The sequence below is a fragment of the Nocardioides sp. NPDC059952 genome (assembly GCF_042730435.1).
Taxonomy (GTDB): domain Bacteria; phylum Actinomycetota; class Actinomycetes; order Propionibacteriales; family Nocardioidaceae; genus Nocardioides.
In genome coordinates, this window is sequence record NZ_JBHWLY010000035.1 from 1 (window position 1) to 25,247 (window position 25,247).

Sequence of the window (25,247 nt, forward strand, 5' to 3'; positions counted from 1 at the left end):
GAGTCGGCTCGTCTTGACGAGCCGACTCGGCGGGAGTTTCGGTCAGGACGAGCCGACTCGGCGGGAGTTTCGGTCAGGACGGGCCGACTCGGCGAAATCAGGCCGAGCCGCGCGCGGCCCAGTCGCGCAGGGTGTCGATGCGGGCCTTGAGCTGGTCGGCGTTGGCGACCGCGGCGGGCGGGCCGCCGCACTCCTTGCGGAGCCGGTTGTGGGTGACGCCGTGGGGCGCCTTGGTGCGGTGGTGCCAGGCGGCGACCAGCCCGTTGAGCTCACGGCGGAGCACGGCGAGCTGCTCGTGGGCGGCGACCGCGGCGACGGGCTCGTCGGCCGCGACCGGACCCGCGGCGGACTTCTGCTTGCGTGCCCGGTCGCTCTGCCGCTGCTGGAGCAGGGTCTTCATCTGGTCAGTGTCGAGCAGTCCGGGGATGCCGAGGAAGTCCATCTCCTCCTCCGAGCCGACGTGCACCTCACCGGAGTGGCCGAACTCGCCGCCGTCGAAGAGCACCCGGTCGAAGCGCGCCTCCGAACCCATGGCCTCCCAGGCTCCGAGCTCCTCCTCTGAGGCCCCCTCCTCGGCGTTGGCCGCGGCCATCAACGCGTCCTCGGCCGCGAAGATGTCGTCCTCGCTGGTGACCTTCTTGCCGAGCACATGGTCGCGCTGCAGCTCCAGCTCGGAGGCGAAGCCGAGCAGGTTCGGGACCGAGGGCAGGAAGACGGAGGCGGTCTCGCCCCGCGTACGAGCACGTACGAAGCGCCCCACCGCCTGCGCGAAGAAGAGCGGCGTCGAGGTGGTGGTCGCGTAGACCCCGACCGCGAGCCGGGGCACGTCGACGCCCTCGGAGACCATCCGGACCGCGACCATCCAACGGTCCTCGGACTCGGAGAACTTGGCGATCTTCTTCGAGCCGGCCTTCTCGTCGGAGAGCACCACGGTCGCGCTCTGTCCGGTGATCTCGCGCAGCGTCTTGGCGTAGGAGCGCGCCGAGTCCTGGTCGGTCGCGATGACCAGGCCGCCCGCGTCCGGGACGTGGCGCCGCACCTCGGTCAGGCGCTTGTCGGCTGCTGCCAGCACCGACGGGATCCACGATCCGGCCGGGTCGAGCGCAGTCCGCAGCGCCTGCGAGGTCAGGTCCTTGGTCAGCGGCTCGCCGAGGTGGGCGGCGATCTCGTCGCCGGCCCGGGTGCGCCACTGCATCTGTCCCGAGTAAGCCATGAACAGCACCGGCCGGACGACATGGTCGCGCAGCGCCTCGGCGTAGCCGTAGGTGTAGTCGGCCGCCGAGCGCGGGATGCCGTCCTCGCCCGGGGCGTAGGTGACGAACGGGATCGGGTTGGTGTCGGAGCGGAACGGCGTGCCGGTCAGCGCCAGCCGCCGCGCGGCCGGTTCGAAGGCCTCCCGGACGCCCTCGCCCCACGAGAGCGCGTCGCCGGCGTGGTGGACCTCGTCGAGGATCACCAGCGTCTTGAACCGCTCGGTGCGGATTCGCATCGCGAGCGGGTTGACCGCGACACCCGCGTACGTCACCGCGATCCCGACGTAGTCGGCCGAGGTCTTTCCCTGCCCGGCCGAGTAGGTCGGGTCGATCGGGATACCGGCCCGCGCTGCCGCCTCGGCCCACTGGACCTTGAGGTGCTCGGTGGGCGCGACGATGGTGACCCGGTCGATCAGGCGCCGCCCGAGGAGCTCGGCGGCGACGGTCAGCGCGAAGGTCGTCTTCCCGGCGCCGGGCGTCGCGACAGCAAGGTAGTCACGGGGCTGTTCGGACAGGTATCGAGACAGCGCCTCCTGCTGCCAAGCGCGCAGCTTGGTCGCAGTTCCCCACGCGGCCTTGTTCGGCCACGCCGGTGTGAGTGCGCCGGGCAGATCGGCGCGGCTCACTCGTCGTCGCCCTCGCCACCGCTTGGCGGCATCCCCTCGAAGATCTCCTTGCAGTCGGGGCAGACCGGGAACTTGGACCCGTCGCGGCTCGGCACCCACACCTTGCCGCACAGCGCGACCACGGGCGTGCCCATGACCATCGCCTCGGTCAGCTTGTCCTTCTCCACGTAATGGGAGTAGCGGTCGTGGTCACCCTCCTCGGTGGGGACATCCTGCTCGCGGATGTCCTCCCGTTCCTTGACGGCTTCTTTCGTGCCGAATCCCAGGATGCCCATGCCGTCCAGTCTACTGGTCCTCTAGTTGAGTTCCGGATCGGGCGGTCGCGTGGCGTGGAAGGCCAGCTCACCGGGCTGACGACGGAGCACCGCGGCCCACATCGTGCTCACGTCGTCGAGGAAGGAGTCGTACGGCTCGCCGTCGACGACATACCAGGACCCCTCCTCCACCTCGCCCTGGAGCTGGGCAGCCCCCCAGCCCGCGTATCCGGCGAAGATGCGCAGCCGCGCCAAGGTGCCGTCGACCAGCTCGACAGGCGTGTCGAGGTCGAGCAGCCCGAGGCGCCCGACGACGGGCCGGAACCCCAGCGGCGGGTCGTCGGAGTCGACCAGGAGCGCCACCGCGATCGCGGAGTCCTTGCTCACCGGGCCGCCCTGGAAGAGGACGTCAGGATCGGCGACCGAGGTCGCCCACGGGTGCAGCACCTCGGCGACCGGCACGGGCGAGGGCCGGTTCAGCACCACGCCCAGCGCACCCTCGTCGTTGACCTCGATCAAGAGCACGACGGTGTCGACGAAGTTGGGATCGCGAAGCTCCGGGGTGGCTACCAGCAGCCGCCCGGCGCGTACGTCCTTCTGCTCCGTCATGACGCCATGATCGCATCACCTGGGTCACGTCAGCCGCAACAAGAAACCAACAAAGCCCGCCGATCGGATCGAGACGGGAAAAGGACCCGGGGCCGGCACTTAGGGAGGTGCGGAGGGAGTCCGCGGAGGGAGCGCACCGGCACCCGGGACCCGGTCAGGCTGCCGAGCGGACCGCTCGGAGCATGTCGACGAGGCCGGCGAAGGGCCCGCGCTCGACGACCTCGACGGCCGGTACGTACTCGGCACGGGCACGCGCCTCGATCATCGAGCCGAGACGGACGCACTCGGCGTCGGCGAAAGCACCGCGGCCGGCCATGACCGCGAGAGTCAGGTGCTCCTTGGCCTGGGACTTGGCCAGCGCGGTGGCCATCGCGTCGTCGACGGGAAGGGCGTGGTAGCGGTCGAGGACCGTGCGGATGCCGGGCAGGTCGTCGGCAGCGCCGTGCCAGGCCCGGACGACGGCGTCCTCGAGGTCCATCGGCTGGTTGGCGAGCTCGGACTCGATGCGGCCGGACAGGCGGGTGTGCCAGCGCAGCTGCAGGGCGGCGAGCAGGTCGAGCTCGTCGGTGAAGGTCTCGGTGACGCCGGGGAGATCCATGGGCAGCAGGCCGTCTCGACGCTCGTCGATGACGGCGACCACGCCGCGGAGGATCTCTCCGCGCTTGTGATGGCTGGTCCAGCTCATTTTCTCGGCTCCTTGCGGAAGGTGAGCACTTACATACCGTGAGTACGTACCTATAGTACGGGACATACTGACGGTATGGCCATCACCTGGGACGGTGATTCCGGACACGGCCGTTAGAGTGGACGGGTGGCAAAGTCGTCCGTGAGCAAGCTCGTCCCCAAGGTTCCTCCGCTTCCGTCGGTGCCGGGGATGTCACGGAGGCAGCAGTTCTCCGCCTCGACCAAGAAGACGCTCGTCGAGGTCGCCGAGAGGCTCTTCACCGAGCACGGCTACGCGAGCACCTCCCTGGACGCCATCGTGGCCGGGGCCGAGGTCACCAAGGGCGCGCTCTACCACCACTTCAGCGGCAAGCAGGCGCTCTACGAGGTCGTCTTCGAGAAGGTCGAGGCCGCCACCGCGCAGAGCATCGACGCCGCCATGCGCGAGACGAAGGACCCCTGGGAGCAGGCCCGGGCCGGGCTGCGTACGTTCCTGGAGGCCGTCCAGCAGCCCACCTACCGCCGCATCGTCGTGCAGGAGGGGCCTGCTGTCCTGGGCTACCAGCGCTACCGCGAGCAGGAGGAGCGCTCCACGTTCACCGTCGTCGAGGACATCGTCGCCGCCGTCCTGCGCGCCGGCGACCGAACCGTCGACGACGAGATGGTCGCGACCTTCGCCCGACTTTTCTTCGGAGCGATGTCGGCGGCCGGCGAGTCCGTCACCGAGGCCAGCGACCCCGAGGACGCGGCCGAGCGCATCGAGCTGGCCGTGACCTACCTGCTGACCGGGGTGCAGACCCTGGCCAAGCAGGGCGTCAAGGTCGAGGACATGCGCTGAGCCGTCCGGCTACTTGACGGTGACGCCGCCGGGCTCGACCTGGCCGTTGCCCTCCGGGATCAGGTCCAGCCAGACCTTGCCCGGCGGGATCTCGATCGCGGCACCGCTGGCGTCGGTGAACGTCACCGCACCCTTCTCGCCCTTCTTCACCCAGGTCGCCTCGACGATCTGGCCGGCGCGCATGATCCACGCCTTGCCGCGGCCGGTGAAGTGCGAGACCGGCACGATCGCGCCGCCCGGGTCCTTGTAGGGGGCGATGGTGGTCTTGGTCTGCGCGACCACGACGGTGTCTGCGAGGAACTGGCCGCTCTTCGACATGTAGTTGTTCTGCAGGCGGTACTTGCCACCCCTGAAGACCCAGTTGTCCGTGCGCGCCTGAGAGAACTTCACGTCCACGGCCTTGGCGGGCTTGCCACCGGCCAGCTTGGTCGTCGCGTCGCCCCAGGGCATGAAATCGGCCGGCCGCTTGGCCTTACCGTCCTTCGCGGCGGCCTTGCCGGCCTTGGCGACCTTGCCGACCACGCTGTGCAGATAGTCGTGCGGCTTGCTGGTGTCGCGTACGACGTAGGGGGTGGACATGTCGAGCCACGAGATGTCGTGCTTCTTCAGCTGCGCGAAGGTGTAGGGAGCCGCGCCGCTGGTCATGATCGTCGCGTCGATCGGTGCGGCGATCCCGGCGTCGGTCGCCCGCATCGAACGGACCGGCCCCGCCTCCTTCGGAAGGAAGGAGTAGTACGCGACGGCCAACCGGGTCACGCCGCCCTCGACCAGCTCCTGGACGACCATGTCGGCCTTGGCGAGACCGTACTGCGGGTCGCTGGCCGAGGTGTTGTCGATCTTGACGATGTAGGCGGGGTGCTTGCGCGCAGCGGTCTGCCCCTCAGGGAGCTCGACGCCCGTCAACGGCTCGTGGTCGGGCTCAGCGGGCGCGGACGGCGACGGCTTCGCGTCCGTCGGCTCCTCCGCGGAGCCACAGCCGGTCAGGACCAGCCCCGCGGCGGCCAGCGTCGCCGCTGCTCGCAGGAAGAACCCCGGGCGGGACGTACGCATCATCAATCTCCATCTGCATCGGCTCACTACCAAGACGAGTGACAGACGGTAATCGTTGCGCCCAACCAGGCCGCGCCCGGGGTTGCTTCGTCGAAGAACTCAGGCGACCGTGGCGCCGCCGTCGACATAGAGGGTCTGGCCGGTGATGTAGGACGACTCGTCGCTGGCCAGGAAGGCGGCAGCGGCAGCGATGTCGGCGGGCTCGCCGACGCGCTTGACCGGGTTGGCGTCGGCCGAGAGCCTGCGGAACTCGTCGACGTCGAGACCGAGGCGGGCCGCGGTCTGGTCGGTCATCTCGGTGGCGATGAACCCCGGCGCGATCGCGTTCACGTTGACGCCGAACGGGCCCAGCTCGAGCGCGAGGGTGCGGGTGAAGCCCTGCACGCCGGCCTTCGCCGCGGAGTAGTTGGCCTGCCCGCGGTTGCCGGTCGCCGAGGTGGAGGAGACGTTGATGATCTTGCCGTACTTCTGCTTCACGAAGACGCTCTGCGCGGCCTTCGACATCAGGAAGTGTCCCTTGAGGTGGACGTTCATGACCAGGTCCCAGTCGTCCTCGGTCATCTTGAAGAGCAGGTTGTCGCGGGTGATGCCGGCGTTGTTCATCAGGATGTGCAGGCCGCCGAGCTCCTCGACGACGCGGGCCACCGCGGCCTCGGTGTCCTCAGCCTTGGCGACGTTGGCGCCGATGCCGACCGACTTGGCACCCTCGGCCAGCGGAAGCTTGGCGGCGGCCTCAGCGGCAGCCGCCTCGTCGAGGTCGATGATCGCGACCGAGGCGCCCTCCTCGGCGAAACGCGTGGCGACTCCGAAACCGATCCCGCGCGCTGCCCCGGTGATGACTGCGACGCGTCCGTCGAAACGACCCATGACTCAAACTCCTTTGGTTGTGACCGGGCCCACGAACACGTGCGGCCCCCGCCGACAATAGCGAGGGCCGTACGTCATGTCGCGAGGTGTCTACTGATTGGTAGGTTCTACCGATTCTTCAGCCAGGCGTCCCGCGCGGCGACTCCCAGGTCGGGGTGGTCGGTGAAGAACGCGTCGACACCGGCGTCGAGGTAGGCGCCGACCTCACAGGCCAGGTCGCCGATCGCGATCGGGTCGGTGCCCTTGCGGCACTCCACCGGGAGGTTCTTGTTCTCGGCGCGCATGGTCCAGATGACGGTCGGCAGCCCGACGCGTTCGGCCCGGCGGGCGAGGTCGGTGGGCTCGCCGAGCGTGTTGTCGGTGGTGCGCGGGATGAAGTAGTACTTGTAGGGCGCCACCTGGTCGGCGTACTTCTTGATGCTGCGCAGGCCCTTGTCGGTGACCAGGTAGTCGTTGGTCACACCGGTCCCGGCAACCACCTGGTCGTAGGGGGCGCCGCCGAAGTCGACCAGCTGCACCAGCTTGGTGTCGACCATGCGGTTGAGGTCCTTGAGGTTGCTGACCTCGAAGGACTGGATGACCGCCGCGGCGCGCTTGCCGCCGAGGCCGTGCCGCTTGAGGCTCTTGGCCAGCGGCTCCTCGAGCGAGAGACCGATCGAGTCGAAGTACGTCGGGTGCTTCGTCTCCGGGGCGACGCCGATCGTGCGGCCGGTCTCGGCTTCCTTCCTCTCGACCAGCTCGAGGACCTCCTCGAAGGTCGGCACCTGGAAGAGGCCGTCGTAGGCGGTGTTGGCCGGGCGGTCACCCGGGATCCGCTCCTTGGCGCGCAGCGTCTTCAGCTCGGCGAGGGTGAAGTCCTCGGTGAACCAGCCGGTCAGCGCCTTGCCGTCGATGGTCTTGGTCGCCTTCCGGCCCGCGAACTCAGGGTGCGCGGCGACGTCGGTCGTGCCGGAGATCTCGTTCTCGTGCCGGGCGACGAGCACGCCGTCCTTGGTCGAGACCACGTCGGGCTCGATGAAGTCGGCACCCTGCTGGATGGCCAGGTCGTACGCCGCCAGGGTGTGCTCGGGACGGTAGCCCGAGGCACCGCGGTGCCCGAAGACGATCGGCTTCGACGTGTGGTGGTGCTTGCCTGCGTGGACGGTGGCGGCGCCGGTGTCGACACCGGCGGCGGTCGCGGGGCTCGAGACCAGGACGGTCCCGGCGGCGAGCGTGGTGGCCAGGGCGAGGACGACGCGACGCATACGGGTGGTGGGGTTCAACGTGGTCATGCCCCGATCCCACCGGCCCCGGAAGTACCTGGGCCGGTGGGCGGGTGAACGTCTCGTGACGATCTGCCGAAGCGCCTCAGGCGGCATCGGCCAAGTCTAGGGAAGAGGCACGCCGCCCGCCGATGACTTCGCGGAGCACGTCCGGTTTGTTGGTGATGATGCCGTCGACACCGCGGTCCAGGACCGCGCTCATGGTCTCGGCGTCGTCGACCGTCCAGGAGTGGATGTGCATCCCGAGCGCGTGCACCCGGGCGACGTAGCCGGCGTCGAAGGAGCCGAAGTGCGGGTTGATCTGGTCGGCCCAGGTGTAGCTGTCCAGGTCCGCATAGGCCGGGGTGCCGAGCAGGCCGACCGGCATCTCGGGCTGGACGCGCTTGTAGGTCCGCATCGAGTCGAAGTCGAAGCTCTGCACCCCGAGCCTCCCGGCACGGACCGCGGAGCGTACGTAGCCGGGGAACGAGTCGAAATCGGCCGCGACCTGCTTCTCGATGCCCGGGTAGAGCTCGGGCGACTTGAGCTCCATCAGGATCCCGGACCGCGACGGCCGCACCAGCCGGACCATCTCCTTCAGCGTCGGCACCTTCTCGCCCTGGTACTCCTCGCTGAACCACGAACCCGCGTCCAGCGTCCTGATCTCGGCGAGCGTGAAGTCCTTGACGTTCCACGGCGAGCGGCCGGGGAAGCGCTGCTCGACGTCGGTGGTGCGCGACAAGGTGGTGTCGTGCATCAGCACGAGCTCGCCGTCCCTGGTGGCCTGCACGTCCGACTCGATCCAGTCGGCGCGCTGCTCGATGCCGAGCGCGAAGGCGGCGAGGGTGTTCTCCGGGGCGTACGCGCTCGCGCCGCGGTGGGCGGTGATGGTGATGTGGTCGGCTCGGTGGGCCTCGACGGCGTTCACCGCCACCGGAACGATCATCGTGCCTGCGGCCAGCGCGATGCCGGCCAGGGTCGAGGTGAAGGTCTTGGACGCGACGGACGACAGCGACATTGCGCACTCCCGAGATCAGTGGACGACAACTGATCTCGAGTGAATCGGTCACCGCCGACCTCCCCCCGACGGGCTGATGGCCGAAGCCGTACGCCTCGGTGAACTCGGTTCGGGGCCCGCCGCTCGGCATCGACCTTGCCGCCCGCTATGGCAGAGGGTCCGACCTTGTGACTACTTCACAAGGTCGGACCCTCTGTCATAGCGGATGGTCTCGGCGTTGGCCCGCCAGTCATTGCATGTAGCGCGCGATCGGATGGGTCCAATCGGCAGTGCAGTAGTAGGTCTGCAGGGCGTACCCGCGGCCGATGTCCAGATCCGCGGCCGACTGGCTGAGACGCCGGTCGTCGTAGGAGGTCTTGCCCGCGTCCTCGATCGGCCGCCAGATCTCGGTCCCGTCCCACTCGTCCTCGAGCTGGATCAAGGCATCGAGGGCAGCTCCGCACTTGCATCGGAAATAGTCAGGACCGGCAGGACCCCAGAACGACGCTGAACCCGCCCAGCCGCCGACCTTGATGCCTTGGGCCACCGCGAGCAGGTTGTAGGTGTAGGTCGGATCCTCGCCAAGAGCCTCGCAGCGCTGGACGGCCTCGACGAGTTCTGTGGGCAACCAGTCGACCGTCGGATACTCGGTGATCTGTTCCGGGTTGACGACGCACCGCGCTGGAACGATCTCCGCCCACATGCGTTCGTGGGGCGGCGCAGGCGGGTCTGCCAGCACCGTCTTGACGTCCGAGGATGCTCGCCAGAACACCTGGAGATGCCCGTCCGCCGTATGGTCGTCCGCCTCGATCCCCAGCGTCGGACACCACATCATCTGAAGCAGGTCGGCGCCAGGCGGGTGCGGGAGGGAAGGAGCATCTCGCAAATACACCTGTACACCCGCGATGAGCGGAAGCGGATCTGGGCCGTCCTGGTCGAGCGCATGCTCGCCGGGGCACAGCGGCCAGGGCTCATCGGCAGGCCACAGCATCGGCCCGCCGACCGAGCTCTCGAGCACAGTCGGGCTGCCGGGGCGCGGATGCAGCCTGGCCGCCTGTCGAGCCAGCCCGACGATCCGAGGATCGATGCCCTCGAGAGCCACCGGACGCGCACTGGTGGTCAGACTAGGCACGTCAATCTCCTCCGATGGTCGAGCACGTTTCGCGGCGCGCGGATCTTTCCACACCCTCTCCGCTCACGCCAGTCAGCCAAGCACTGCGCGCAGCCGGTCGGCGTACTCCTTCTGTTCGCCGTCGCCGTACTTGTGGCGGGGCCAGAAGAAGCCCTTGAGGCCGTCGCCGCGGGTGCGGGGGACGACGTGCAGGTGGAGGTGGGGGACGGACTGGCTGACCACGTTGTTGACCGCCACGAAGCTGCCCTGGGCACCGAGCCCGTCCACGACCGCGGCGGCCAGCCGCTGGGCGTTCGCGACGAAGCGTTCGTGCAGGTCAGGAGGGAGATCGAGCAGGGTCGCGAGGTGCTGTCGCGGAACCATCAGGATGTGCCCCTTCTGCACCGGCCGATGGTCGAGGAAGGCCAGAAAACCCTCGTCCTCGAAGACCACCTCGGCGGCCAGGTCACCGCTGACCACGTCGCAGAAGACGCAGCTCACCGCTCATCTCCCCACGAGAGCGTCGCGATCACGAGATCGACGGTCGGCAGGGCCAGATCGGCGAGGTCGGGGTGCGGGAACGAGTAGATCAGCCGCGACTCGTAGAGCCGGTCGGGCGAGGCCACCCACCGCTCCCCCACCGTCGTGGTCTCGGCCTGCAGCGGGTGCCGCACCATGCCGAAGGGAGCCGGCCGGCTCAGCGCGACCGCCAGCCCGGCCGGGCGCCGCCCGACCCGCTGCAGCCAGTAGGCCAGGAAGGCCGCGTTCTGCTCGGCAGCCGCATCCTTGGCGGCAGCCATCCACCGTGCCCAGTCCGGCTGCTCGACCCTGGACCGCTGCACCTTCGGGAGCACCTTGGCGGTCAGGTCGGCGAGCTGATAGTCGCGTACGTCCCCGTCGGACATGTCCACGACATACCACTCCTGCGCCTTCGGCAGCCGCAGGTCGACGTGCGGCTTGGGGCCGAGGGTCTTGAGCACGTCCTTGATGCCCGAACGGAACCGGTTCGGCCCGGCCGGGTCGAAGGTGACGTACGCGATCTCCTCGATGTTGGCGGTGAGGAACTCACGCAGCCCGTCGGCGTTGCGCAGCTGTGCGCGCCGGCGGGTGTCCTCGGCGAGGAAGGTCTCCAGCGCCTCCTGGGAGGAGAAGAGCATCGCCTCGTACGGTGGCCGGTTGCCGCGATCCCCGGGAAAGACCCTGATCCGGGCCTCGTCGAGCTGGGGAACGACAACCTGCCCCGTACGCAGCGCGGCCCCGACCGCGTCGGCGTCGGCGGCGGCGAGCGCCACCTCCAGCGCGCGGTTGCGGTAGCCGTCGGGATTCATTCCCCGAGGTTAAGCCCCGTTTGCCGCCGCTAATGGCACGACACGGCATCCGGGCCGCACGGCATGATCTCCCGGGCAGCGACCCGGCCGCTGACCGGAGCGTCGAAGTGGTGCAGGTCGCCCGAGCCGTACGTCCACCGCATTCCGTTGTTGCGCATCGCCCGGACGACGCCGTGGCTGGTGCTGCGCCAGGCCACCCGCGGGTGGGAGCGCGAGGGCCACCACCTGTTGGGCACGTAGCCGTCGCGCGACCGGTAAGGGTTCTCCCAGGGGTTGACGTCGAGGGAGCGACCGTAGGAATGCGGCGAGCGCACACCCGGCCGGCCGACGACGTTGCGACAGTTGAAGGCCGAGGTGTTGTCGGCGTCCATGGACGCGTAGTCGTTGCCGCCACGCAGCGTCCTGGAATAGCCGAACCGGTCGACTCGATACATCCGTCGGATCGGGTAGCGGCCGGCGTACATCGCGGTCAGGGCGTTCTTCATGCGGCCCACCGAGTCTCGGTGGGCGATGATCTCGCCGCGGCGGCGGTAGCCGGAGTAGTCCCAGTAGTTGATGCGCAGCAGCCGCAGGCTAGCCCGCCCCACCGGGCAGCCGCTGTGCCAGGAGACGCCGACCATCGAGCGCCACACCCCGTCGGAGATGCTGGTGACGACGCCGTTGGCACCGCTCCCGGTGGCACGCGGCTGGGCCGGTGGGTTGCGTCTCGGCTTCGGGGCGGCGCTGGGCAGCCGCACCGGGGCCACCGGCGGGACGTTGTCGAGCCGGTAGTAGTTACTCCACGCCGCGTTCACACCGACGACGGCACTCGAGTTGGCCCGCCAGATGGTGTCGTAGCGGGGACGTACGCTGACGCTGGCACGCCCCTCGGCATTGGTCGTCACCGCCGTGTGAAGAGCGTAGCCATCGGCGCCCGCCGTCTTGGTGTAGAGCTTGACCCGGCTGCCAGGGACCGGCCGGCCACCAGGCGTGCGCAGGGTGATCGTGATCGTCGAGCTCCGCTCGTCGACCACCGTCCCGGGACCGGAGAGCCGCAGGACACCGTCGACCGCCGCCGACGCAGGCACGCTCCACAGGAGCGTGACAACACATGCCAGAACAATCCCGACCCAGGCGAATCTACCCATCCCCATGAACCGAGTGTGGGATGACCTAGGACACCCCGCCAGTCCAATTCGTGTATCCGGGCCTGTTCGAGATCTCGCCGCCGAGATCTCGAACAGGCTCTCAGGTCAGGCCTTGGCTGCTACCCCGAGCCTCGCGGGGGTGTCATCGTCGCAGGTCGCGAAGAAGTTGCCGACCTCGTCGACCATGTGGCTGAACGACTCCGCAGCGAAGAGCACCGGCTGGTAGTGGGTGATGTCGTAGTCGACCGTCGCCATCTGAGCGAAGTCGATCGGCCGCACCTCCACCTCGTGCATCTCCTCGATCTCGCCGTAGGAGGAGAGCAACCCGGCCCCGTACGCCTTGATGTCACCGTCCTCGTGGAGCACGCCGAACTCGATCGTGAACCAGAAGACGTCGGCCACGACCTGGAGCGCCTCCCTGGTCTCGACGCGACGCGCGGCGGCGCCGGCGAGACGCTTGACCTCGGCGACCTGCGGGTCGGCGAGGAGGTTCCCGTGGCCGATCACCTCGTGGATGATGTCGGGCTCCGGGGTGTAGAGCGGCACGGCGTGGTGACGCAGATACTGCGTCGAGTGGAACTGCCCGTCGGCCAGGCTCCCGTAGAACTCCTCCAGCGGGACGATCCCCGCGGCCGGGACGTACTCGAACCCGGTCAGCGGCTTCAGTCCGGCGCTGACCTCGTCGAGCTGTGGCACCCGGTCCTGCGGCAGGTTGAGCGACTCGACGGCCGCGATGAAGTTGCGGCAGGCGTACTTCGCGTGCAGCGGTGCGATCTCTCGGCACACCGTCCGCCAGATCTCGTTCTCCGTCTCGGTGTAGTCGATCCGGGGCACTGGCTGCCCCGGCTTCCAACCGAGCGCCGCGCCAGCGATCTCGCTGCGTCGTGCCCGGTAGTCCTGGTCTGCGAACCCGGGGTGGTTGTCCCCCAGATGCACCTCGACCTGCCCATCCTCGCCCACGGTGACGGGTGAGTAGAGCTGTCCTTCCTCGAACATCCTTACCTCCATGTGACGTACGCCTCACAACCCTATCGCGCACGCAACAGAAGTCATCCCGCCAGGGAGGTGAACAACCGGAAGTCTTCCGCCGACAGCAACGGGTCGGAGACACCAGCCCCGCCATCAGGGGTGCGGGTGGCGAAGCCCCCGCCTCCGCGCAGCATCAACGACGCACAACTAAGGGGGTGCGGGGGATATCCCCCGCCGCGACGCGAAGCGTCGCCTATAAATGACGAACCGACGTGGCCCTCCATCTGGAGGGCACACGTCGGCCAAAGGTTCGTGGAGCTGCGGGGAATCGAACCCCGGTCCTCGAGCGCCGTGCCAGGTCTTCTCCGGGTGCAGTCTGTGGGTGGCGTTCTCTCGTCCCCGGGGCTCGACGCAGACACGTCCCCGACAGGCTCAGCCGACTAGATGTCCCTCATGCCCCGTCGGCATGTGCATGAGGTGGAGTCTTCTAGATGACGCCTGGGTCCGAGCCGAAGACGGATACTCGGTCAGACGCTTCGATCACCGCGTCAGGCGGCGAGAGCGAAGGAACTGCGCTTAGCGTTGGCAGTTATTGGTTTCCAGCGATCGTTTACGAGATGACGCTGGCTCCTCGACCCGCTTCCCCTGGGAGCAACGTCCCAAGTCGAAACCGATCAGCCCCTTTTGAGTTTTCAATGCCCGTGGTGCAGGCAGTAAGAGAACACTACAGCCCCCGGCGGGCATTCCCCACTCGGTTATCCGGTCATGCCCTTGAGCTTGCGACCGACCTCGACCTCGGCCTCCCGCTTGGCCGTACGCTCGGCGATGGTGTTGCGCTTGTCCCACGACTTCTTGCCCTTGGCGACGCCGATCTCGACCTTGGCGCGACCGTTGAGGAAGTAGAGGGCGAGGGGGACGACGGTGAGGCCCTTCTCGGAGACCTTGCGCTCGATCTTGTCGATCTCGGCGCGGTGCAGGAGCAGCTTGCGCTTGCGGCGAGCGGCGTGGTTGGTCCAGGTGCCGTTGAGGTATTCGGGGATGTGGATCCCGTGGATCCAGGCCTCGCCACGGTCGATGTCGACGAAGCCGTCGACCAGGGAGGCGCGACCCTCACGCAGCGACTTCACCTCGGTGCCCTGCAGGACCATGCCGGCCTCGTAGGTGTCCTCGATGTGGTAGTCGTGTCGCGCCTTCTTGTTCTGCGCGATCATCTTGCGCCCCTGCTCCTTCGCCATTCCACCATTCTCTCAGGCGCACGGTCATGACCGCGAAACGTTTAGCGCCCGAGTCACAGACCCAACATGGGCATCGGGTCGACGATCTCGCCGTCCTTCAGGATCATGAAGTGCAGATGGCACCCGGTGGACCAGCCGGTCGTGCCGGCGAGCCCGATGACGTCCCCACGCGCGACGGTGTCGTCGACGTCGCTGCGGTACGCCTCGAGGTGGTTGTAGACGGCCGTGTAGGAGTGCCCGTTGATCTTCCCGAGGAACAGGTGCAGGCGGTTCCCGTACGCGTCGTTCCACTCCTGCGCGATGACCGTGCCCGACTCGGCGGCCAGCAGCGGCGTGCCACAGGGGGCGTGCAGGTCGACGCCGTCGTGCAGCTTGTACTCACCCGTGGTCGGGTGGGTCCGCATCCCGTAGGGCGAGGTCACGTAGGAGTCGGCGACCGGCATCTTCAGCATGCCCACGAGCGTGTCGACGGTCCGGTTCCGTGCGCCCTCGGCGAGCGCAGCGATCTTCTTCTCGAGCGCCGCGTCCTGCTTCTCGAGCTCGGCGAGGACCTTGCGGTCCTCCTCCGCCAGCTCGGCGGCCTTCTTCTTCGCGGCGGCGGTCCGCGTCACGAGCGCGGCGATGTCGTCGCGGGCCTCGGCCACGCGGCGCCGGAGCCGCTCGACCTCGGCGACCTTCCTGGCCGCGGTCTGCTCGGTGGCCGCGACGGCGGCGGTGGCCCTGCGCTGGCCGCGCTCACGGCGGGCGACCAGCCGCTCCCCGGCCTCGAGCCGCTCCATGGTGCTGGCCTTCGAGGAGGTCACCGCGTCGGTGTAGTTGCGCCGCCGCATGAGTTCCTCCAGCGTCGCTCCCTCGAGCAGCGCCGAGAACTCCTCGAGCCGCGGGTCACCGACGGCGGTGAACTCCTCCAGGATCGTGTCGCGTAGGTCCTCCCGCGACTCGGTCGCCCGTTTCCGGGCCGTCCGGAGATCCGTACGCGCCGCCTCGAGCACCGCCCGCTGCCGCTCCAGGGACGCCTCGGCACGTCGATGCGCGCGGGCGGCCGCCCGCAGGCGTACGTCGGTCTTCTTCAGGCGATTCCGGGCGCCGGCCAGCTTCTTCTGGGCCGAGGCGAGGGCAGTGGTGGCTCCTTGCAGGGCGTCGCTGGAGTGCTCGACGGCGTGCTGGGCCGCCTCCTTCTCCTTCTCGATCTGATCCTGCTGGTCCTCGAGCGAGTCGTCTGCTCGGGCGATCGGGGTGATCAGCGTCCCGGCGAGCACGCAGCCGATGAGCAGTGCGATCAGGGGACGGCTGCGGCGGATGGCGCCGAGTCGCGCGGGGTACAACGGATTGCCTCCGGTGGCAGTGGGGGTGACCGGACGAGCAGGAGACGATACCCCCGCGGGTTCAGCCGTCCAGAGTCAGCCCACGCCCAGAGTCAGCCCAGCAGCGGCATCGGGTCGACCGGGGTCCCGTCGCGCAGGATCGTGAAGTGCAGGTGGCAGCCCGTGGACCAGCCGGTGGTCCCGGCGTACGCCACGGTCTCACCGCGCCCGACGGATCCCGAGCGCCTCGCGTAGCTCGAGATGTGGTTGTAGACGGCGGTGTAGGAGTGCCCGTTGACCTTGCCGAGATACAGGTGCAGGCGGTTGCCCCACACGCTGGAGTACGAGGTCGAGATGATCTGCCCCGAGTCGATGGCGAGCAGCGGCCGGCCGCAGGGCGCGTGGAAGTCGGTGCCGTTGTGCAGCGAGACGTAGCCGTAGATCGGGTGCTTGCGGATGCCGTAGGGCGAGGTGACATAGGTGTCGGTCACCGCCGGCCCGAAGAGCCCGCCGACCGACCCGACGTTGCGGTCGGTGCCGGAGCCTGCCGAGGCGAGCGACCGGATCTTCGTACGCAGCGCCGACTCCTCGGCCTCGAGCTCGCGCAGCTCGGCGGCGTCCGCCGCTCTGGCCGCCTCGGCCGAACGCTTCGCGGTGGCTGCCTGGGCGGCCAGCGTGGACATCTCGGCGTGGGCCGCGGCGGCCTGGTCCCGGAGCAAGTCGACCTCGGCGACCAGCTCCCGGGCCTTCTTCTCCTTGGCGGCGATCGCGTCGGTCGCCTCCTGCACCTCGCCCTCGCGGACGACGAGCATCGTCTCGGTCGCCTCCATCCGCTGGAGGGTGGCGTCCTGGCCCGCGGAGGCCGCGTCGACGTACGTCTGCTGGCGCATCAGGTCCTCGAGGGATCCTCCGGAGAGCAGCGCCGCCGCCTGGGCGAGCCGCGGGTCTCCCCCGGTGAACCGGGTCAGGATCGCGTCGCGCATCTCCTCGCGCTGCGCCTTCACCTCGGCCTGGCCCTCGGCGAGCTCCCGCTTCGCCTCGGCGAGCAGCAGCCTCTGCTCGGCGAGCTCGGCCTCGAGCTTGGTGTGGGCCGCCTGCACCTCGACGAGCCTGGCGTTGAGCTCATCGAGACGGGTCTGGGCCCGGTCGAGCTTCTTCCGCGCCGCGTCGTACGTCGCCGAAGCCTCACGCAGCCCCTTGCTGGAGTGCTCCAGGTCCTCGGCGGCAGCCTTCTGATCCCGCTGGACCTCCCGCTGCTCCTGCTCGAGCCGGTCCTTCTCATCCGCAGCGGACGGCAAGGAGGGCGAGAGCAGGACGGTAGCCACCACTGCGCAGCTGAGCGCAGCAGCCAGCCGACCGGCACGGGGGAAGACGCGCACGGATCAACCTCGGTCTGTGGGAAGTATTACCGACAGACCGTAGGCGATCCGGATCAGACCTTGATGTATTTCCTCGTGAGCAAGAGTGTCGGGACGAGCGTGAGCAGGATGCCGAGGAGGGCGACGATCGCGAAGGAGCTGAAGAACTCCTCCCAGCCGACCCACTGGGTCACCGCGGTCGAGGAGAGCCGCTGCTCGACGCCGAAGTACATCACCGCGGCCAGCGCGATCCCGGACAGCCCGATCCCGACCAGGGCCACCACGAGCGACTCCAGGAGGAACGGCAGCGCGATGTAGAGGGTCGAGGCACCCACCAGTCGCATGATCCCGATCTCGCGACGGCGGGCGAAGGCTGCCAGCCGGATGGTGTTGGCGACCAGCAGCAGCGCCGCGATCACCAGCACGATCGCGCCGACCAGCGCCGCGCTCTGCAGCCCGTCGACAGCAGCGAGGATGGGCCCGGTGACCTCGTGGACGTCGCCGACGTGGTCGATGCCGTCCAGGCCGGCGACAGCCTCGATGATCTCGGCGGAGTGGTGCGGGTCGGTCATCGTGACCCAGTAGGACTCCCACATGTCGCTGGACTTCACCACCGGGTCGGGACCGCTGACGCCTTCGACGTCGAGAGCCTGCAGCCGCCCGTAGGCCTGCTCCTGGCTCTCCTCCTCGATCTTGTCGACGTACCTGTTGTCCTTGAGGGCGTCGGTGATGACCTGCTTCTGGCTGTCGTCGACGGCCCCGGCGCACTGCGGGTTGCGGTCGTTGGCGCCGTTGCACATGTAGAAGGTGATCTGCAGCTCGTCGCCCCAGACCTCCTCGGTCAGCTGGGCCTGCTCACGCAGCAGCAGGCCGACGCCGGCGAGGGTGAGCGAGACGAGCAGCGTCAGGGCCACCGCGACGTGCATCGACAGGTTGCGGCGTAGCCCCTGGCGGAGCTCGGTGAATACATAGCGCAGCTGCATGGCGGGTCGAGAAACCTTTTCTGGTCGTGAACCTGGTCGGGCGAGGGGTCCGGCTGAGCGCCGAAGGCTAGAACTGGGCCCCGTAGCCGCCCTGGACCTGGTCGCGTACGAGGTGCCCGTGCTCGAGCTCGATGACGCGCTTGCGCATCTGGTCGACCATCTGGACGTCGTGGGTCGCCATCACGATGGTGGTGCCGGACCGGTTGATCCGGTCGAGCAGACGCATGATGCCGACGGTGTTGCCGGGGTCGAGGTTACCGGTCGGCTCGTCGGCGATCAGGATCATCGGCCGGTTGATGAACGCGCGGGCGACGGCCACCCGCTGCTGCTCCCCGCCGGAGAGCTCGTCGGGCATCCGGTCGCCCTTGCCGTCGAGACCGACCAGCTCGAGCGTCTCCGGGACGCGCTCCCGGATCTCGCGGTTGGAGTGACCGGTCACCTGCATCGCGAAGGCGACGTTCTCGGCCACGTTCTTGTTGGCGAGGAGGCGGAAGTCCTGGAAGATCGTGCCGACCTGGCGCCGCAGCCGCGGCACCTTCCAGCCGGCGAGCCGGTTGATCTCCTTGCCGGCGACATAGACCCGGCCGGTGGTCGGGCGCTGCTCACGCAGCATCAGCTTGAGCGCCGTCGACTTCCCCGAGCCCGATTGGCCCACGAGGAAGACGAACTCCCCCTTCTGGATGTCGATCGAAAGGCTGTTGAGGGCGGGGCGCGCCTGCCCTGGGTAGGCCTTGCTGACCTTCTCGAAGCGGATCACCGCACCGAGGGTAGTGCAACGGTGGCTGGGCTCAACACTTCGGCTCTGAGATACCTGCCCCTGTACTCTGACGAAGTGCGCTCTGCAGTCCGGATCCTGATCGGTGCCGTAGTCCTGACCGCGATCGCGGTCGGGGTCGGCGTGCTCACCCTGAAAGACGACGAGCCCGAGGTTCCCGAGGTGAAGGGCGACCTCAGCACCGCCGACACCACCATGATGCAGGTACGCCGCGGCGCGTTCTGCGACCGCGTCCCGACCGAGGATGCGACCGCGGCCCTCGGCGGCGCCGCCACCGAGAAGAAGGCCTACGGCGACGGCGACCAGACCGCCATCTCTGGCGAGGTCAACGACGTCTCCCAGGAGTACGGCTGCATCTGGACCGGGCCGGAGGGCTCGGCCACCTCGGCCCGGGCCTGGGTCTTCGCCCCGCCGGTCACCCTGGACTGGGCCACGCAGATGACCAAGAACGTGCCCAAGGGCTGCAAGGCCGCGTCGACCCCTGCGTACGGGAAACCGTCGGTCACCCTCACCTGCACCGACGCGAAGAAGCAGACGAAGGTGGTCTACCGCGGCCTCTTCGGCGACGCCTGGCTCTCCTGCGAGCTCACCGGCAAGGCCGGCGAGGCGCCCGCGACGGTCCAGAAGCGCGCCTCGCGGTTCTGCCTGGTGACCCTCACCGCGGCCGCCGCCTGACCTCTGCCGTCCTCGACCGGGGCTCCGATTCCGGCGCGTCGTTTGCACCGACGCAAAGTCTAGTGCTTTAATCGACTTAGTCGCTCGGGTCGGGTAGGCACCTCACCGGGCGGCGCGCGACGCCGCGGGCACTGAGTCAGAGCAGAGCCGGCCGGCGAGAGCGGGTGGGGTCCTTAGGGATGGGGATCCCACCCGCGACGCGGGACGCGTCGCATCCGGCGCAGCGACGACGCGGGACGCGAGCCAGGCCAGGACGGTCTCGGCGAACTCGGCGGGCTGGTTGCGATGCACGAAGTGACCGACGTCGAAGTGGACGAGGTCGGCCTCCGGAATCCGCTGGGCGACCTTCTCCAGGTCCGACTGCGGGATGTGGCTGTTGCCGCCACCGGCCACGATCAGGGTCGGCATGGGCAGCAGCTCGAGCTGCTCCCACATCCACGCGTCGTACATGGTCGCCTCGACCAGCAGCGACGCGATGCACTCCCAGTCGTGGCGCATCGGCCTGGCCGCGCGGCCGGGCGACCTGCGCTCGCGCGGCGCGGGTGGCACCACGTCCTCGATGATCAGCCGCGAGACCAGGTCGGGTCGGTGCATCGCGACCAGGAGGGCGACGTTGCCGCCGGTCGAGTGCCCGACGACCACGGCACCCGAGATCCCGAGCGCCTCCATCGCCACGATGACGTCGTCGGCGATGAGCCGGTGGGAGTACTCCGAGGCCCAGTCCGAGTCCCCGTGCCCACGCATGTCGAAGGCATGCACCCGGTGGTCGGCCGCGAACGGCGGCACCACACCCTGCCACCGCGTCGCGCTGCCACCGAGCTCGTGCAACAGCACCATCGGCACCCCGTCCTCGGGGCCGTAGGCGTCATAGACGTACGTCGCCCCGCGGCCCGGGAGTGGAAGCCTGGTGCGCGTCAGCGCAACCATGAGGTCAGTTCTGCTCGGCCTTCTCGGCGCCACGGCGCCACCGGATGCCGGCCTCGAGGAACCCGTCGATGTCACCATCGAAGACCGCCTGCGGGTTGCCGACCTCGTAGGTCGTACGCAGGTCCTTGACGATCTGGTAGGGGTTGAGGACGTAGTTGCGCATCTGGTCGCCCCAGGAGGCGGCGACGTCGCCCTTGAGCTCCTTGAGGTGCGCCTCCTCCTCGGCCTTCTTCAGCGCGAGCAGCTTGGCCTTGAGGACGATCATCGCGGCGGCCTTGTTCTGCAGCTGCGACTTCTCGTTCTGGCAGGAGACCACGGTGCCGGTGGGGATGTGGGTCAGCCGGACCGCCGAGTCGGTGGTGTTGACCGACTGGCCACCAGGGCCCGAGGAGCGGTAGACGTCGACCTTGATGTCGTTCTCGTCGAGCTCGATCTCGTCGGTCTGCTCCAGCACGGGCACGACCTCGACCGCGGCGAACGAGGTCTGGCGGCGACCCTGGTTGTCGAACGGGCTGATCCGCACCAGGCGGTGGGTGCCAGCCTCCACGGAGAGGGTGCCATAGGCGTAGGGAGCGTGGATCGCGAAGGTGGCGGACTTGATCCCGGCCTCCTCGGCGTAGGAGGTGTCGAAGACCTCCACCGGGTATTTGTTGCGCTCGGCCCAGCGGACGTACATCCGCATCAGCATCTCGGCGAAGTCGGCGGCGTCGACGCCACCGGCGCCGGAGCGGATCGTGACCAGGGCCTCCCGGGCGTCGTACTCCCCCGCGAGCAGGGTGCGGATCTCCAGGCTCTCGACGGCCTTCTTCACCCGGCCCAGCTCGGCCTCGGACTCGGCGAGCGTGTCGGCGTCGCCCTCCTCCTGGGCCATCTCGACCATCAGGCCGAGGTCCTCGATCCGGGTGTGGAGCTCGGTGAACTTGTTGAGCTCGCCCTGCAGCAGGGAGAGACGGCCGGTGACGCGGGTGGCGTTGTCCTGATCGTCCCAGAGGTCGGGCGCAGCGACCTGCTCGCCGAGGTCGGCGATCTCCTTGCGCATCGCATCCAGGTCCAGCACCTGGCCGATGGTCTGCATCGTTGCCTGGAGCTGCTTGATCTCGGTGTCGAATTCGGGGCCTGCCACGTCTTACAGGTTACTTGACGCGTGGTGCTGCACCCGATTCGACGGCCCCCCAGATATGCGCTCGCCCTCCGGCATGGGGAACCGGAGGGCGAGCGCCAGGGGGATGTCGCAAAAAGCGGTCAGGCCTGGTGGGTCGAGCCGGCGAACCAGCCGTCCCAGGCAGCCTCCTCGCGAACGCTCGCGCCCGGCTTGGGGGCGTGCAGCATGATCGCCTGTCCGTTCTCCCAGCGCAGGAAGATACCCACGTGGTAGACGGGGCTGCCCCAGAACATCAGGTCGCCGCGCTTGATCTGGTCGTTCGGGACCGTCGGCAGCGCAGCCGCCTGGTCCCGCGAGACCCGGGGAAGCTCGATGCCGGCGGCGCTGAAGGCGTACTGGGTCAGGCCGGAGCAGTCGAACGAGCTCGGACCGGTGGCACCCCAGACGTACGGGTCGCCGATCTGCTCCGAGGCGACGCTGATCGCCCGCTCGATCTTGCCCTCCTGGCTCGCGGCGAAGGCCTTCGCCTCCGCCTCGGCCTTCTTCTTCGCCTCGGCGGCCTTCTTGGCGGCGATCGCTGCCTTGCGCTTCGCCTCGGCCGCCTTGCGGGCGGCCTCGGCCTTGCGCTCCTGCACCTCGACAGCCCTCTCGAGCTGCTTGATGTCGGTGAGCATCGCCGTGGGGGTGGCCGAGGCCTCCAGGGTCGGAGCCTCCACCACCTTGGCCGGCTCGACGGTGGAGGTCTCGTGGGAGACCGGGGCGGCGTTGGCGGCGGGCACCGCCACCAGGGCACCGGCGGCGATGCCGCTGGCGAGGGTGACGCGGCCGACGAACTTGCCGTGGGCCCTGAGCGTCGTCCTGAGCTTGTCGAAGGGAGATCCTGCGATCGTCCGGGCGATCGAGACGTTCGGCGACCGGAACGGCCGGGGCGCGCCTCGATGGGCAGGATGAGATACGGACTTGGACATGCGTGAGTTCCTTCCCACGCCTGCGAGGTGAGCTGTCGGGTTCGGGCTAGAAGGTTGCCCGGCCATCCTGCGATGGCTTCACCCCAAGCGACCGTCCGAGTTAGTCGCGTGGAACTTGGGTCCCCCGCTCCTGTCCCATACGTACTGCTGAGTGTGAGGGTAAAGGGGGTTCAGTAGTCGGGGCCGGCGTCCGGAGGGACAGGATTCGGCGTGTACCGGGGCCGGTCGTGCGTTGTGCACAGCCCAACCAAGGTGACATGCCAACCAAGCCGGATCCAAGCCCGAACGGTCGAATCTGGAGCACATCCGGCGTGTTCACGCGTGACTTTGCCCTGGTTTGTGAAACATCTCACGCGCCGAACACGCATATGACACCGTGTCGAACTTGCGTTTACTCCGCTGCTTCGAGCCGGAAACCGACGCCGCGGACCGCGACGACCTTCTCCTGCACACCGGCCGCCTCGAGCTTCTGGCGCAGGCGTCCGACCGTGACGTCGAGCGTCTTGGTCGAGCCGTACCAGTTCTCGTCCCAGACCTCGGCCATCAGCCGGTCACGGGAGACGACCTTGTCGCGGGAGGCGGCCAAGACGGCCAGGAGGGCGAACTCCTTGCCGGTCAGGGTCACCTCGCGCTCACCGGCGTAGACCCGGTGGGCAGCCACGTCGATGCGCAGGGCGTCGTCGTCGGCGCCGGGCTCGACCGGACCCGAGCGGCGCAGGAGGGCGCGGACCCGCGCCTGGAGGACGGCCAGCGCGAACGGCTTGGCCAGGTAGTCGTCGGCACCGGCGTCGAGCCCGACGACCAGGTCGATCTCGGCGTCACGGGCGGTCAGGATCATGATCCCGCCCTCGTAGCCGTTGTCGCGCGCGGCCTTGCAGACCTCGAGCCCGTCCATGTCCGGGAGGCCCAGGTCGAGCAGCACCAGCTCGGCGTCGTAGGGAGGCGCCAGCAGCTCCAGGGCCTTCTTGCCGGAATCGACCCAGGTGACGTCATAGCCCTCACGCTGGAGCGTGCGCACCAGGGGAGCAGCGATGTCCTCTTGGTCTTCTACGACAAGCACGGAGTTCGACATGAAGAGAACAATAGTTACAGCCCCGTAGGGCTTGTGAAGAGATCCCCCCTTTCAGATAAGCGCGTGATCACATTGTTAGGTCCGAGCTGGTCGATACCGAGCGGATCCTCGGCCCCTTCCGTGACCTCGTCCCAGGTGACCGGGGCCGCGACCGTCGGGATCTCCTTGCCACGCAGCGAGTAGGGGCAGATCGTCGTCTTCGATCCCGAGTTCTGCGACCAGTCCAGGAAAACCTTGCCTGACCTGCGACTCTTGGTCATCGTCGCGGTCACCTTGCTCGGGTGGGCCTTCTGGAGGTCCTCGGCGATCTCCTTGGCCAGCGCCGTGGCGACCTCTGGCTCGACCGGCTCCGGCAGGGCGGCGTACAGGTGCACGCCCTTGCTCCCGCTGAGCACCGGCGTCGCGGCGAGGTCACGGGCGCCCAGCGCCTCGCGCACCAGCAGCGCCACCTCGCAGCACTCCTGCAGGCCGGCGGGCTCGCCGGGGTCGAGGTCGATCACGATCCGGTTCGCCCCGGCCGGGGTGCCGTCGGCGCCGACCGTCCACTGATGGACGTGCAGCTCCAGCGCGGAGAGGTTCGCGGCCCAGGTGAGGGCGGCGAGGCTGTCGAGGATCGGAAAGGTGAGTGTTCCCTCCTTGTGGTCCGCGGTTCGGGATCCCGTTGTCGGAACGGTGACGGTGCGTACCCAGCTGGGCGTGCCGGCCGGTGCGTTCTTCTCGAAGAACGACATGTCGCCGATGCCGTGCGGCCAGCGGATCCTCGTCACGGCGCGGTCCTGGAGCTGCGACAGCAGCGCGGGCGCGACCTGGGCGTAGTAGTTGAGCACCTCGCCCTTCGTCATGCCCGTGCGCGGATAGAGCACCTTGCTGAGGCTGGTCAGGGTCAGCACCCGGCCGTCGACCTCGACGCGTACCTCTTCGCGTTCGACCATCACAGATCCTCCGGCTCGATGTCCTCGCGGATGCCGATGAAGCTCGGCTGCCGCAGCCGGCCCTTGTAGCTCGCCGCCGCGAAGGCGGTGCCGTGGGTCTCCACTTCGACGACGAGGAAGGGCTCGACCCAGTGGGTGCCGCGGGCGTCGACCGGCGGCACTCCCCCGTCGGGGTCGACGTCGGGTCCGGCGAAGGGGTTCCGGCCGGTCTCGCGGAGCAGGTCGCCGAGCCGCTGGGCGCGCTTGCCGCCGATGCCGCTGCCGACCCGCCCGCGGTAGACCAGCCCGTCGGACGTCGGCTGCCCGACGAGCAGAGCGCCGATACGTTCCGTGCCGCCCTCGGTGCCCACCTCGGGCCGCCAGCCGCCGACCACGAGCGAGGCCCGGTAGCGGTGGGCCAGCTTCACCCAGTCCTTGCTCCGCTCACCGGGTCGGTAGCGGCTGATACGCCGCTTCGACACGATCCCCTCCAGCCCCTGGTCGCGGGTCACCTCGTGGAGCATCCGGCCGTCGTCGTAGGTCGCCGGCACCTGCCAGGAGCCGAGGTCGCCGTCGGCGTGGACCGCCTCGAGGATCTTGCGGCGCTCGGCCCAGGGCTCCTCGATGAGCAGCCGCCCGTCGAGACGGAGAAGGTCGAAGACCATGTACGTCGCCGGGATCCGCTCCGCGAACCGCGCGGCGCGGCCCGCGTCGCGGTTGTGCATCCGATCCATGAGCACCCGGAAGTCGGGCAGCCCGGCGTCGTTGAGCGCGATCACCTCGCCGTCGACGAGCACGTCGCGCGCCGGGCCGATGGCGATCTCGGGCCAGGCACGGGTGGCGTCGTTGTCGTTGCGGGTGGTCAGCCGGGTCTGCGTACGTCCTTCCGGGCTGTCGCCGAGGAGGCGGATGCCGTCCCACTTGACCTCATGGACCCACTCCTCCCCCGGCGGAACGTGGGCGCCGGGTGTGGCGAGCATGGGACGCATGCGTCCATCTTGGCC

26 protein-coding genes, 1 other RNA gene and 1 riboswitch are annotated in these 25,247 nt (G+C 68.8%); of the genes, 2 read left to right on the top strand and 25 right to left on the bottom strand.

Annotated features, from left to right (window positions below; translation table 11 throughout):
- Positions 1–97 precede the first annotated feature (97 nt).
- The 4 genes from ACFV9G_RS16835 to ACFV9G_RS16850 form a co-directional block, all read right to left on the bottom strand.
- Positions 98–1,879: a DEAD/DEAH box helicase gene (locus ACFV9G_RS16835; protein WP_378728637.1), complete on the bottom strand. Its 1,782-nt coding sequence runs from the start codon at positions 1,877–1,879 to the stop codon at positions 98–100.
- Positions 1,876–2,154, bottom strand: a complete 279-nt coding sequence (locus tag ACFV9G_RS16840) for a DUF3039 domain-containing protein (RefSeq protein ID WP_160024715.1) — start codon at positions 2,152–2,154, stop codon at positions 1,876–1,878. The genes ACFV9G_RS16835 and ACFV9G_RS16840 overlap by 4 nt, the downstream gene beginning before the upstream one ends.
- A 21-nt stretch (positions 2,155–2,175) precedes the next feature.
- Complete coding sequence (locus ACFV9G_RS16845) at positions 2,176–2,742, bottom strand: YqgE/AlgH family protein (RefSeq protein ID WP_378728638.1); 567 nt, start codon at positions 2,740–2,742, stop codon at positions 2,176–2,178.
- 154 nt (positions 2,743–2,896) lie between these two features.
- Entirely contained in the window at positions 2,897–3,427 is a 531-nt protein-coding gene (locus tag ACFV9G_RS16850; RefSeq protein WP_378728639.1) for a hypothetical protein, read from the bottom strand.
- A 126-nt stretch (positions 3,428–3,553) separates the two neighbouring features.
- On the opposite strand from ACFV9G_RS16850, the gene ACFV9G_RS16855 reads away from it, so the two are divergent.
- On the top strand, positions 3,554–4,243 hold the full coding sequence (locus ACFV9G_RS16855; RefSeq protein WP_350664140.1) for a TetR/AcrR family transcriptional regulator: 690 nt from the start codon (positions 3,554–3,556) through the stop codon (positions 4,241–4,243).
- 9 nt (positions 4,244–4,252) lie between these two features.
- Here ACFV9G_RS16855 and ACFV9G_RS16860 read toward each other — a convergent pair whose 3' ends face one another.
- The 15 genes from ACFV9G_RS16860 to ftsE all read right to left on the bottom strand — a co-directional run bounded on the left by ACFV9G_RS16860 (position 4,253) and on the right by ftsE (position 18,570).
- Positions 4,253–5,293: a DUF3048 domain-containing protein gene (locus ACFV9G_RS16860; RefSeq protein ID WP_378728640.1), complete on the bottom strand. Its 1,041-nt coding sequence runs from the start codon at positions 5,291–5,293 to the stop codon at positions 4,253–4,255.
- A gap of 99 nt (positions 5,294–5,392) precedes the next feature.
- Positions 5,393–6,160: an SDR family NAD(P)-dependent oxidoreductase gene (locus ACFV9G_RS16865; protein WP_091049154.1), complete on the bottom strand. Its 768-nt coding sequence runs from the start codon at positions 6,158–6,160 to the stop codon at positions 5,393–5,395.
- Between the two features lie 107 nt (positions 6,161–6,267).
- Positions 6,268–7,431: a glycerophosphodiester phosphodiesterase gene (locus tag ACFV9G_RS16870; protein WP_378728641.1), complete on the bottom strand. Its 1,164-nt coding sequence runs from the start codon at positions 7,429–7,431 to the stop codon at positions 6,268–6,270.
- A 76-nt stretch (positions 7,432–7,507) separates the two neighbouring features.
- Positions 7,508–8,419: a glycerophosphodiester phosphodiesterase gene (locus ACFV9G_RS16875; RefSeq protein ID WP_378728642.1), complete on the bottom strand. Its 912-nt coding sequence runs from the start codon at positions 8,417–8,419 to the stop codon at positions 7,508–7,510.
- 229 nt (positions 8,420–8,648) lie between these two features.
- Positions 8,649–9,530, bottom strand: a complete 882-nt coding sequence (locus tag ACFV9G_RS16880) for a hypothetical protein (RefSeq protein WP_378728644.1) — start codon at positions 9,528–9,530, stop codon at positions 8,649–8,651.
- 72 nt (positions 9,531–9,602) lie between these two features.
- Positions 9,603–10,010 carry an HIT family protein gene (locus ACFV9G_RS16885; RefSeq protein WP_378728645.1) on the bottom strand — a complete coding sequence of 136 codons (408 nt, stop codon included), beginning with the start codon at positions 10,008–10,010 and terminating at the stop codon, positions 9,603–9,605.
- Entirely contained in the window at positions 10,007–10,837 is an 831-nt protein-coding gene (locus ACFV9G_RS16890) for a hypothetical protein (RefSeq protein WP_378728647.1), read from the bottom strand. Before ACFV9G_RS16890 ends, ACFV9G_RS16885 begins: the two co-directional genes overlap by 4 nt.
- A 29-nt stretch (positions 10,838–10,866) precedes the next feature.
- Positions 10,867–11,904, bottom strand: coding sequence for a M15 family metallopeptidase (locus tag ACFV9G_RS16895; protein ID WP_378728649.1), 1,038 nt, complete (start codon positions 11,902–11,904; stop codon positions 10,867–10,869).
- A 165-nt stretch (positions 11,905–12,069) separates the two neighbouring features.
- Complete coding sequence (locus ACFV9G_RS16900; protein ID WP_378728651.1) at positions 12,070–12,960, bottom strand: phenylalanine 4-monooxygenase; 891 nt, start codon at positions 12,958–12,960, stop codon at positions 12,070–12,072.
- A gap of 283 nt (positions 12,961–13,243) precedes the next feature.
- Positions 13,244–13,615, bottom strand: a transfer-messenger RNA (tmRNA) gene (gene ssrA, locus ACFV9G_RS16905).
- Positions 13,616–13,688: 73 nt separating this feature from the next.
- Positions 13,689–14,168 (bottom strand): SsrA-binding protein SmpB, encoded by a 480-nt coding sequence (gene smpB / locus ACFV9G_RS16910; protein ID WP_091049138.1) that lies wholly within the window; start codon positions 14,166–14,168, stop codon positions 13,689–13,691.
- 53 nt (positions 14,169–14,221) lie between these two features.
- Complete coding sequence (locus tag ACFV9G_RS16915; RefSeq protein WP_378728652.1) at positions 14,222–15,493, bottom strand: peptidoglycan DD-metalloendopeptidase family protein; 1,272 nt, start codon at positions 15,491–15,493, stop codon at positions 14,222–14,224.
- 92 nt (positions 15,494–15,585) lie between these two features.
- Positions 15,586–16,851 carry a peptidoglycan DD-metalloendopeptidase family protein gene (locus tag ACFV9G_RS16920; protein WP_378728653.1) on the bottom strand — a complete coding sequence of 422 codons (1,266 nt, stop codon included), beginning with the start codon at positions 16,849–16,851 and terminating at the stop codon, positions 15,586–15,588.
- Between the two features lie 53 nt (positions 16,852–16,904).
- On the bottom strand, positions 16,905–17,813 hold the full coding sequence (gene ftsX, locus ACFV9G_RS16925) for a permease-like cell division protein FtsX (RefSeq protein WP_378728654.1): 909 nt from the start codon (positions 17,811–17,813) through the stop codon (positions 16,905–16,907).
- Positions 17,814–17,880: 67 nt separating this feature from the next.
- Positions 17,881–18,570 (bottom strand): cell division ATP-binding protein FtsE, encoded by a 690-nt coding sequence (gene ftsE, locus ACFV9G_RS16930; protein WP_008358693.1) that lies wholly within the window; start codon positions 18,568–18,570, stop codon positions 17,881–17,883.
- A 75-nt stretch (positions 18,571–18,645) separates the two neighbouring features.
- Here ftsE and ACFV9G_RS16935 point away from each other — a divergent pair, with 75 nt between their 5' ends.
- Complete coding sequence (locus ACFV9G_RS16935; protein ID WP_378728656.1) at positions 18,646–19,263, top strand: hypothetical protein; 618 nt, start codon at positions 18,646–18,648, stop codon at positions 19,261–19,263.
- 102 nt (positions 19,264–19,365) lie between these two features.
- Here ACFV9G_RS16935 and ACFV9G_RS16940 read toward each other — a convergent pair whose 3' ends face one another.
- From ACFV9G_RS16940 to ACFV9G_RS16965, 6 genes are all read right to left on the bottom strand, one after another.
- Positions 19,366–20,190 carry an alpha/beta fold hydrolase gene (locus ACFV9G_RS16940; protein ID WP_378728657.1) on the bottom strand — a complete coding sequence of 275 codons (825 nt, stop codon included), beginning with the start codon at positions 20,188–20,190 and terminating at the stop codon, positions 19,366–19,368.
- A 4-nt stretch (positions 20,191–20,194) separates the two neighbouring features.
- Positions 20,195–21,313 carry a peptide chain release factor 2 gene (prfB, locus tag ACFV9G_RS16945; RefSeq protein WP_378728658.1) on the bottom strand — a complete coding sequence of 373 codons (1,119 nt, stop codon included), beginning with the start codon at positions 21,311–21,313 and terminating at the stop codon, positions 20,195–20,197.
- Between the two features lie 119 nt (positions 21,314–21,432).
- On the bottom strand, positions 21,433–22,260 hold the full coding sequence (locus ACFV9G_RS16950) for a C40 family peptidase (RefSeq protein ID WP_378728659.1): 828 nt from the start codon (positions 22,258–22,260) through the stop codon (positions 21,433–21,435).
- Between the two features lie 5 nt (positions 22,261–22,265).
- A riboswitch (cyclic di-AMP (ydaO/yuaA leader) is annotated at positions 22,266–22,438 on the bottom strand.
- 213 nt (positions 22,439–22,651) lie between these two features.
- Positions 22,652–23,332 carry a response regulator transcription factor gene (locus ACFV9G_RS16955; protein ID WP_176884042.1) on the bottom strand — a complete coding sequence of 227 codons (681 nt, stop codon included), beginning with the start codon at positions 23,330–23,332 and terminating at the stop codon, positions 22,652–22,654.
- A 14-nt stretch (positions 23,333–23,346) separates the two neighbouring features.
- Positions 23,347–24,264, bottom strand: a complete 918-nt coding sequence (gene ligD, locus ACFV9G_RS16960; protein WP_378728660.1) for a non-homologous end-joining DNA ligase — start codon at positions 24,262–24,264, stop codon at positions 23,347–23,349.
- The gene (locus tag ACFV9G_RS16965) at positions 24,264–25,232 is read right to left on the bottom strand and encodes a DNA ligase (protein ID WP_378728661.1); all 969 of its coding nucleotides are present in this window, start codon (positions 25,230–25,232) and stop codon (positions 24,264–24,266) included. Before ACFV9G_RS16965 ends, ligD begins: the two co-directional genes overlap by 1 nt.
- Positions 25,233–25,247: the final 15 nt, after the last annotated feature.

Excerpts from the sequence above, each read along its gene's own strand:
- ACFV9G_RS16940 (WP_378728657.1), bottom strand. The coding sequence starts at position 20,190 with ATGGTTGCGCTGACGCGCACCAGGCTTCCACTCCCGGGCCGCGGGGCG.
- ACFV9G_RS16900 (WP_378728651.1), bottom strand. The coding sequence starts at position 12,960 with ATGTTCGAGGAAGGACAGCTCTACTCACCCGTCACCGTGGGCGAGGAT.
- ACFV9G_RS16875 (WP_378728642.1), bottom strand. The coding sequence starts at position 8,419 with ATGTCGCTGTCGTCCGTCGCGTCCAAGACCTTCACCTCGACCCTGGCC.
- ACFV9G_RS16955 (WP_176884042.1), bottom strand. The coding sequence starts at position 23,332 with ATGTCGAACTCCGTGCTTGTCGTAGAAGACCAAGAGGACATCGCTGCT.
- ACFV9G_RS16845 (WP_378728638.1), bottom strand. The coding sequence starts at position 2,742 with ATGACGGAGCAGAAGGACGTACGCGCCGGGCGGCTGCTGGTAGCCACC.
- ACFV9G_RS16870 (WP_378728641.1), bottom strand. The coding sequence starts at position 7,431 with ATGACCACGTTGAACCCCACCACCCGTATGCGTCGCGTCGTCCTCGCC.
- ACFV9G_RS16840 (WP_160024715.1), bottom strand. The coding sequence starts at position 2,154 with ATGGGCATCCTGGGATTCGGCACGAAAGAAGCCGTCAAGGAACGGGAG.
- ACFV9G_RS16860 (WP_378728640.1), bottom strand. The coding sequence starts at position 5,293 with ATGCGTACGTCCCGCCCGGGGTTCTTCCTGCGAGCAGCGGCGACGCTG.
- ACFV9G_RS16965 (WP_378728661.1), bottom strand. The coding sequence starts at position 25,232 with ATGCGTCCCATGCTCGCCACACCCGGCGCCCACGTTCCGCCGGGGGAG.
- ligD (WP_378728660.1), bottom strand. The coding sequence starts at position 24,264 with ATGGTCGAACGCGAAGAGGTACGCGTCGAGGTCGACGGCCGGGTGCTG.
- ACFV9G_RS16890 (WP_378728647.1), bottom strand. The coding sequence starts at position 10,837 with ATGAATCCCGACGGCTACCGCAACCGCGCGCTGGAGGTGGCGCTCGCC.
- ACFV9G_RS16865 (WP_091049154.1), bottom strand. The coding sequence starts at position 6,160 with ATGGGTCGTTTCGACGGACGCGTCGCAGTCATCACCGGGGCAGCGCGC.
- ACFV9G_RS16950 (WP_378728659.1), bottom strand. The coding sequence starts at position 22,260 with ATGTCCAAGTCCGTATCTCATCCTGCCCATCGAGGCGCGCCCCGGCCG.
- ACFV9G_RS16850 (WP_378728639.1), bottom strand. The coding sequence starts at position 3,427 with ATGAGCTGGACCAGCCATCACAAGCGCGGAGAGATCCTCCGCGGCGTG.
- smpB (WP_091049138.1), bottom strand. The coding sequence starts at position 14,168 with ATGGCGAAGGAGCAGGGGCGCAAGATGATCGCGCAGAACAAGAAGGCG.
- ftsX (WP_378728654.1), bottom strand. The coding sequence starts at position 17,813 with ATGCAGCTGCGCTATGTATTCACCGAGCTCCGCCAGGGGCTACGCCGC.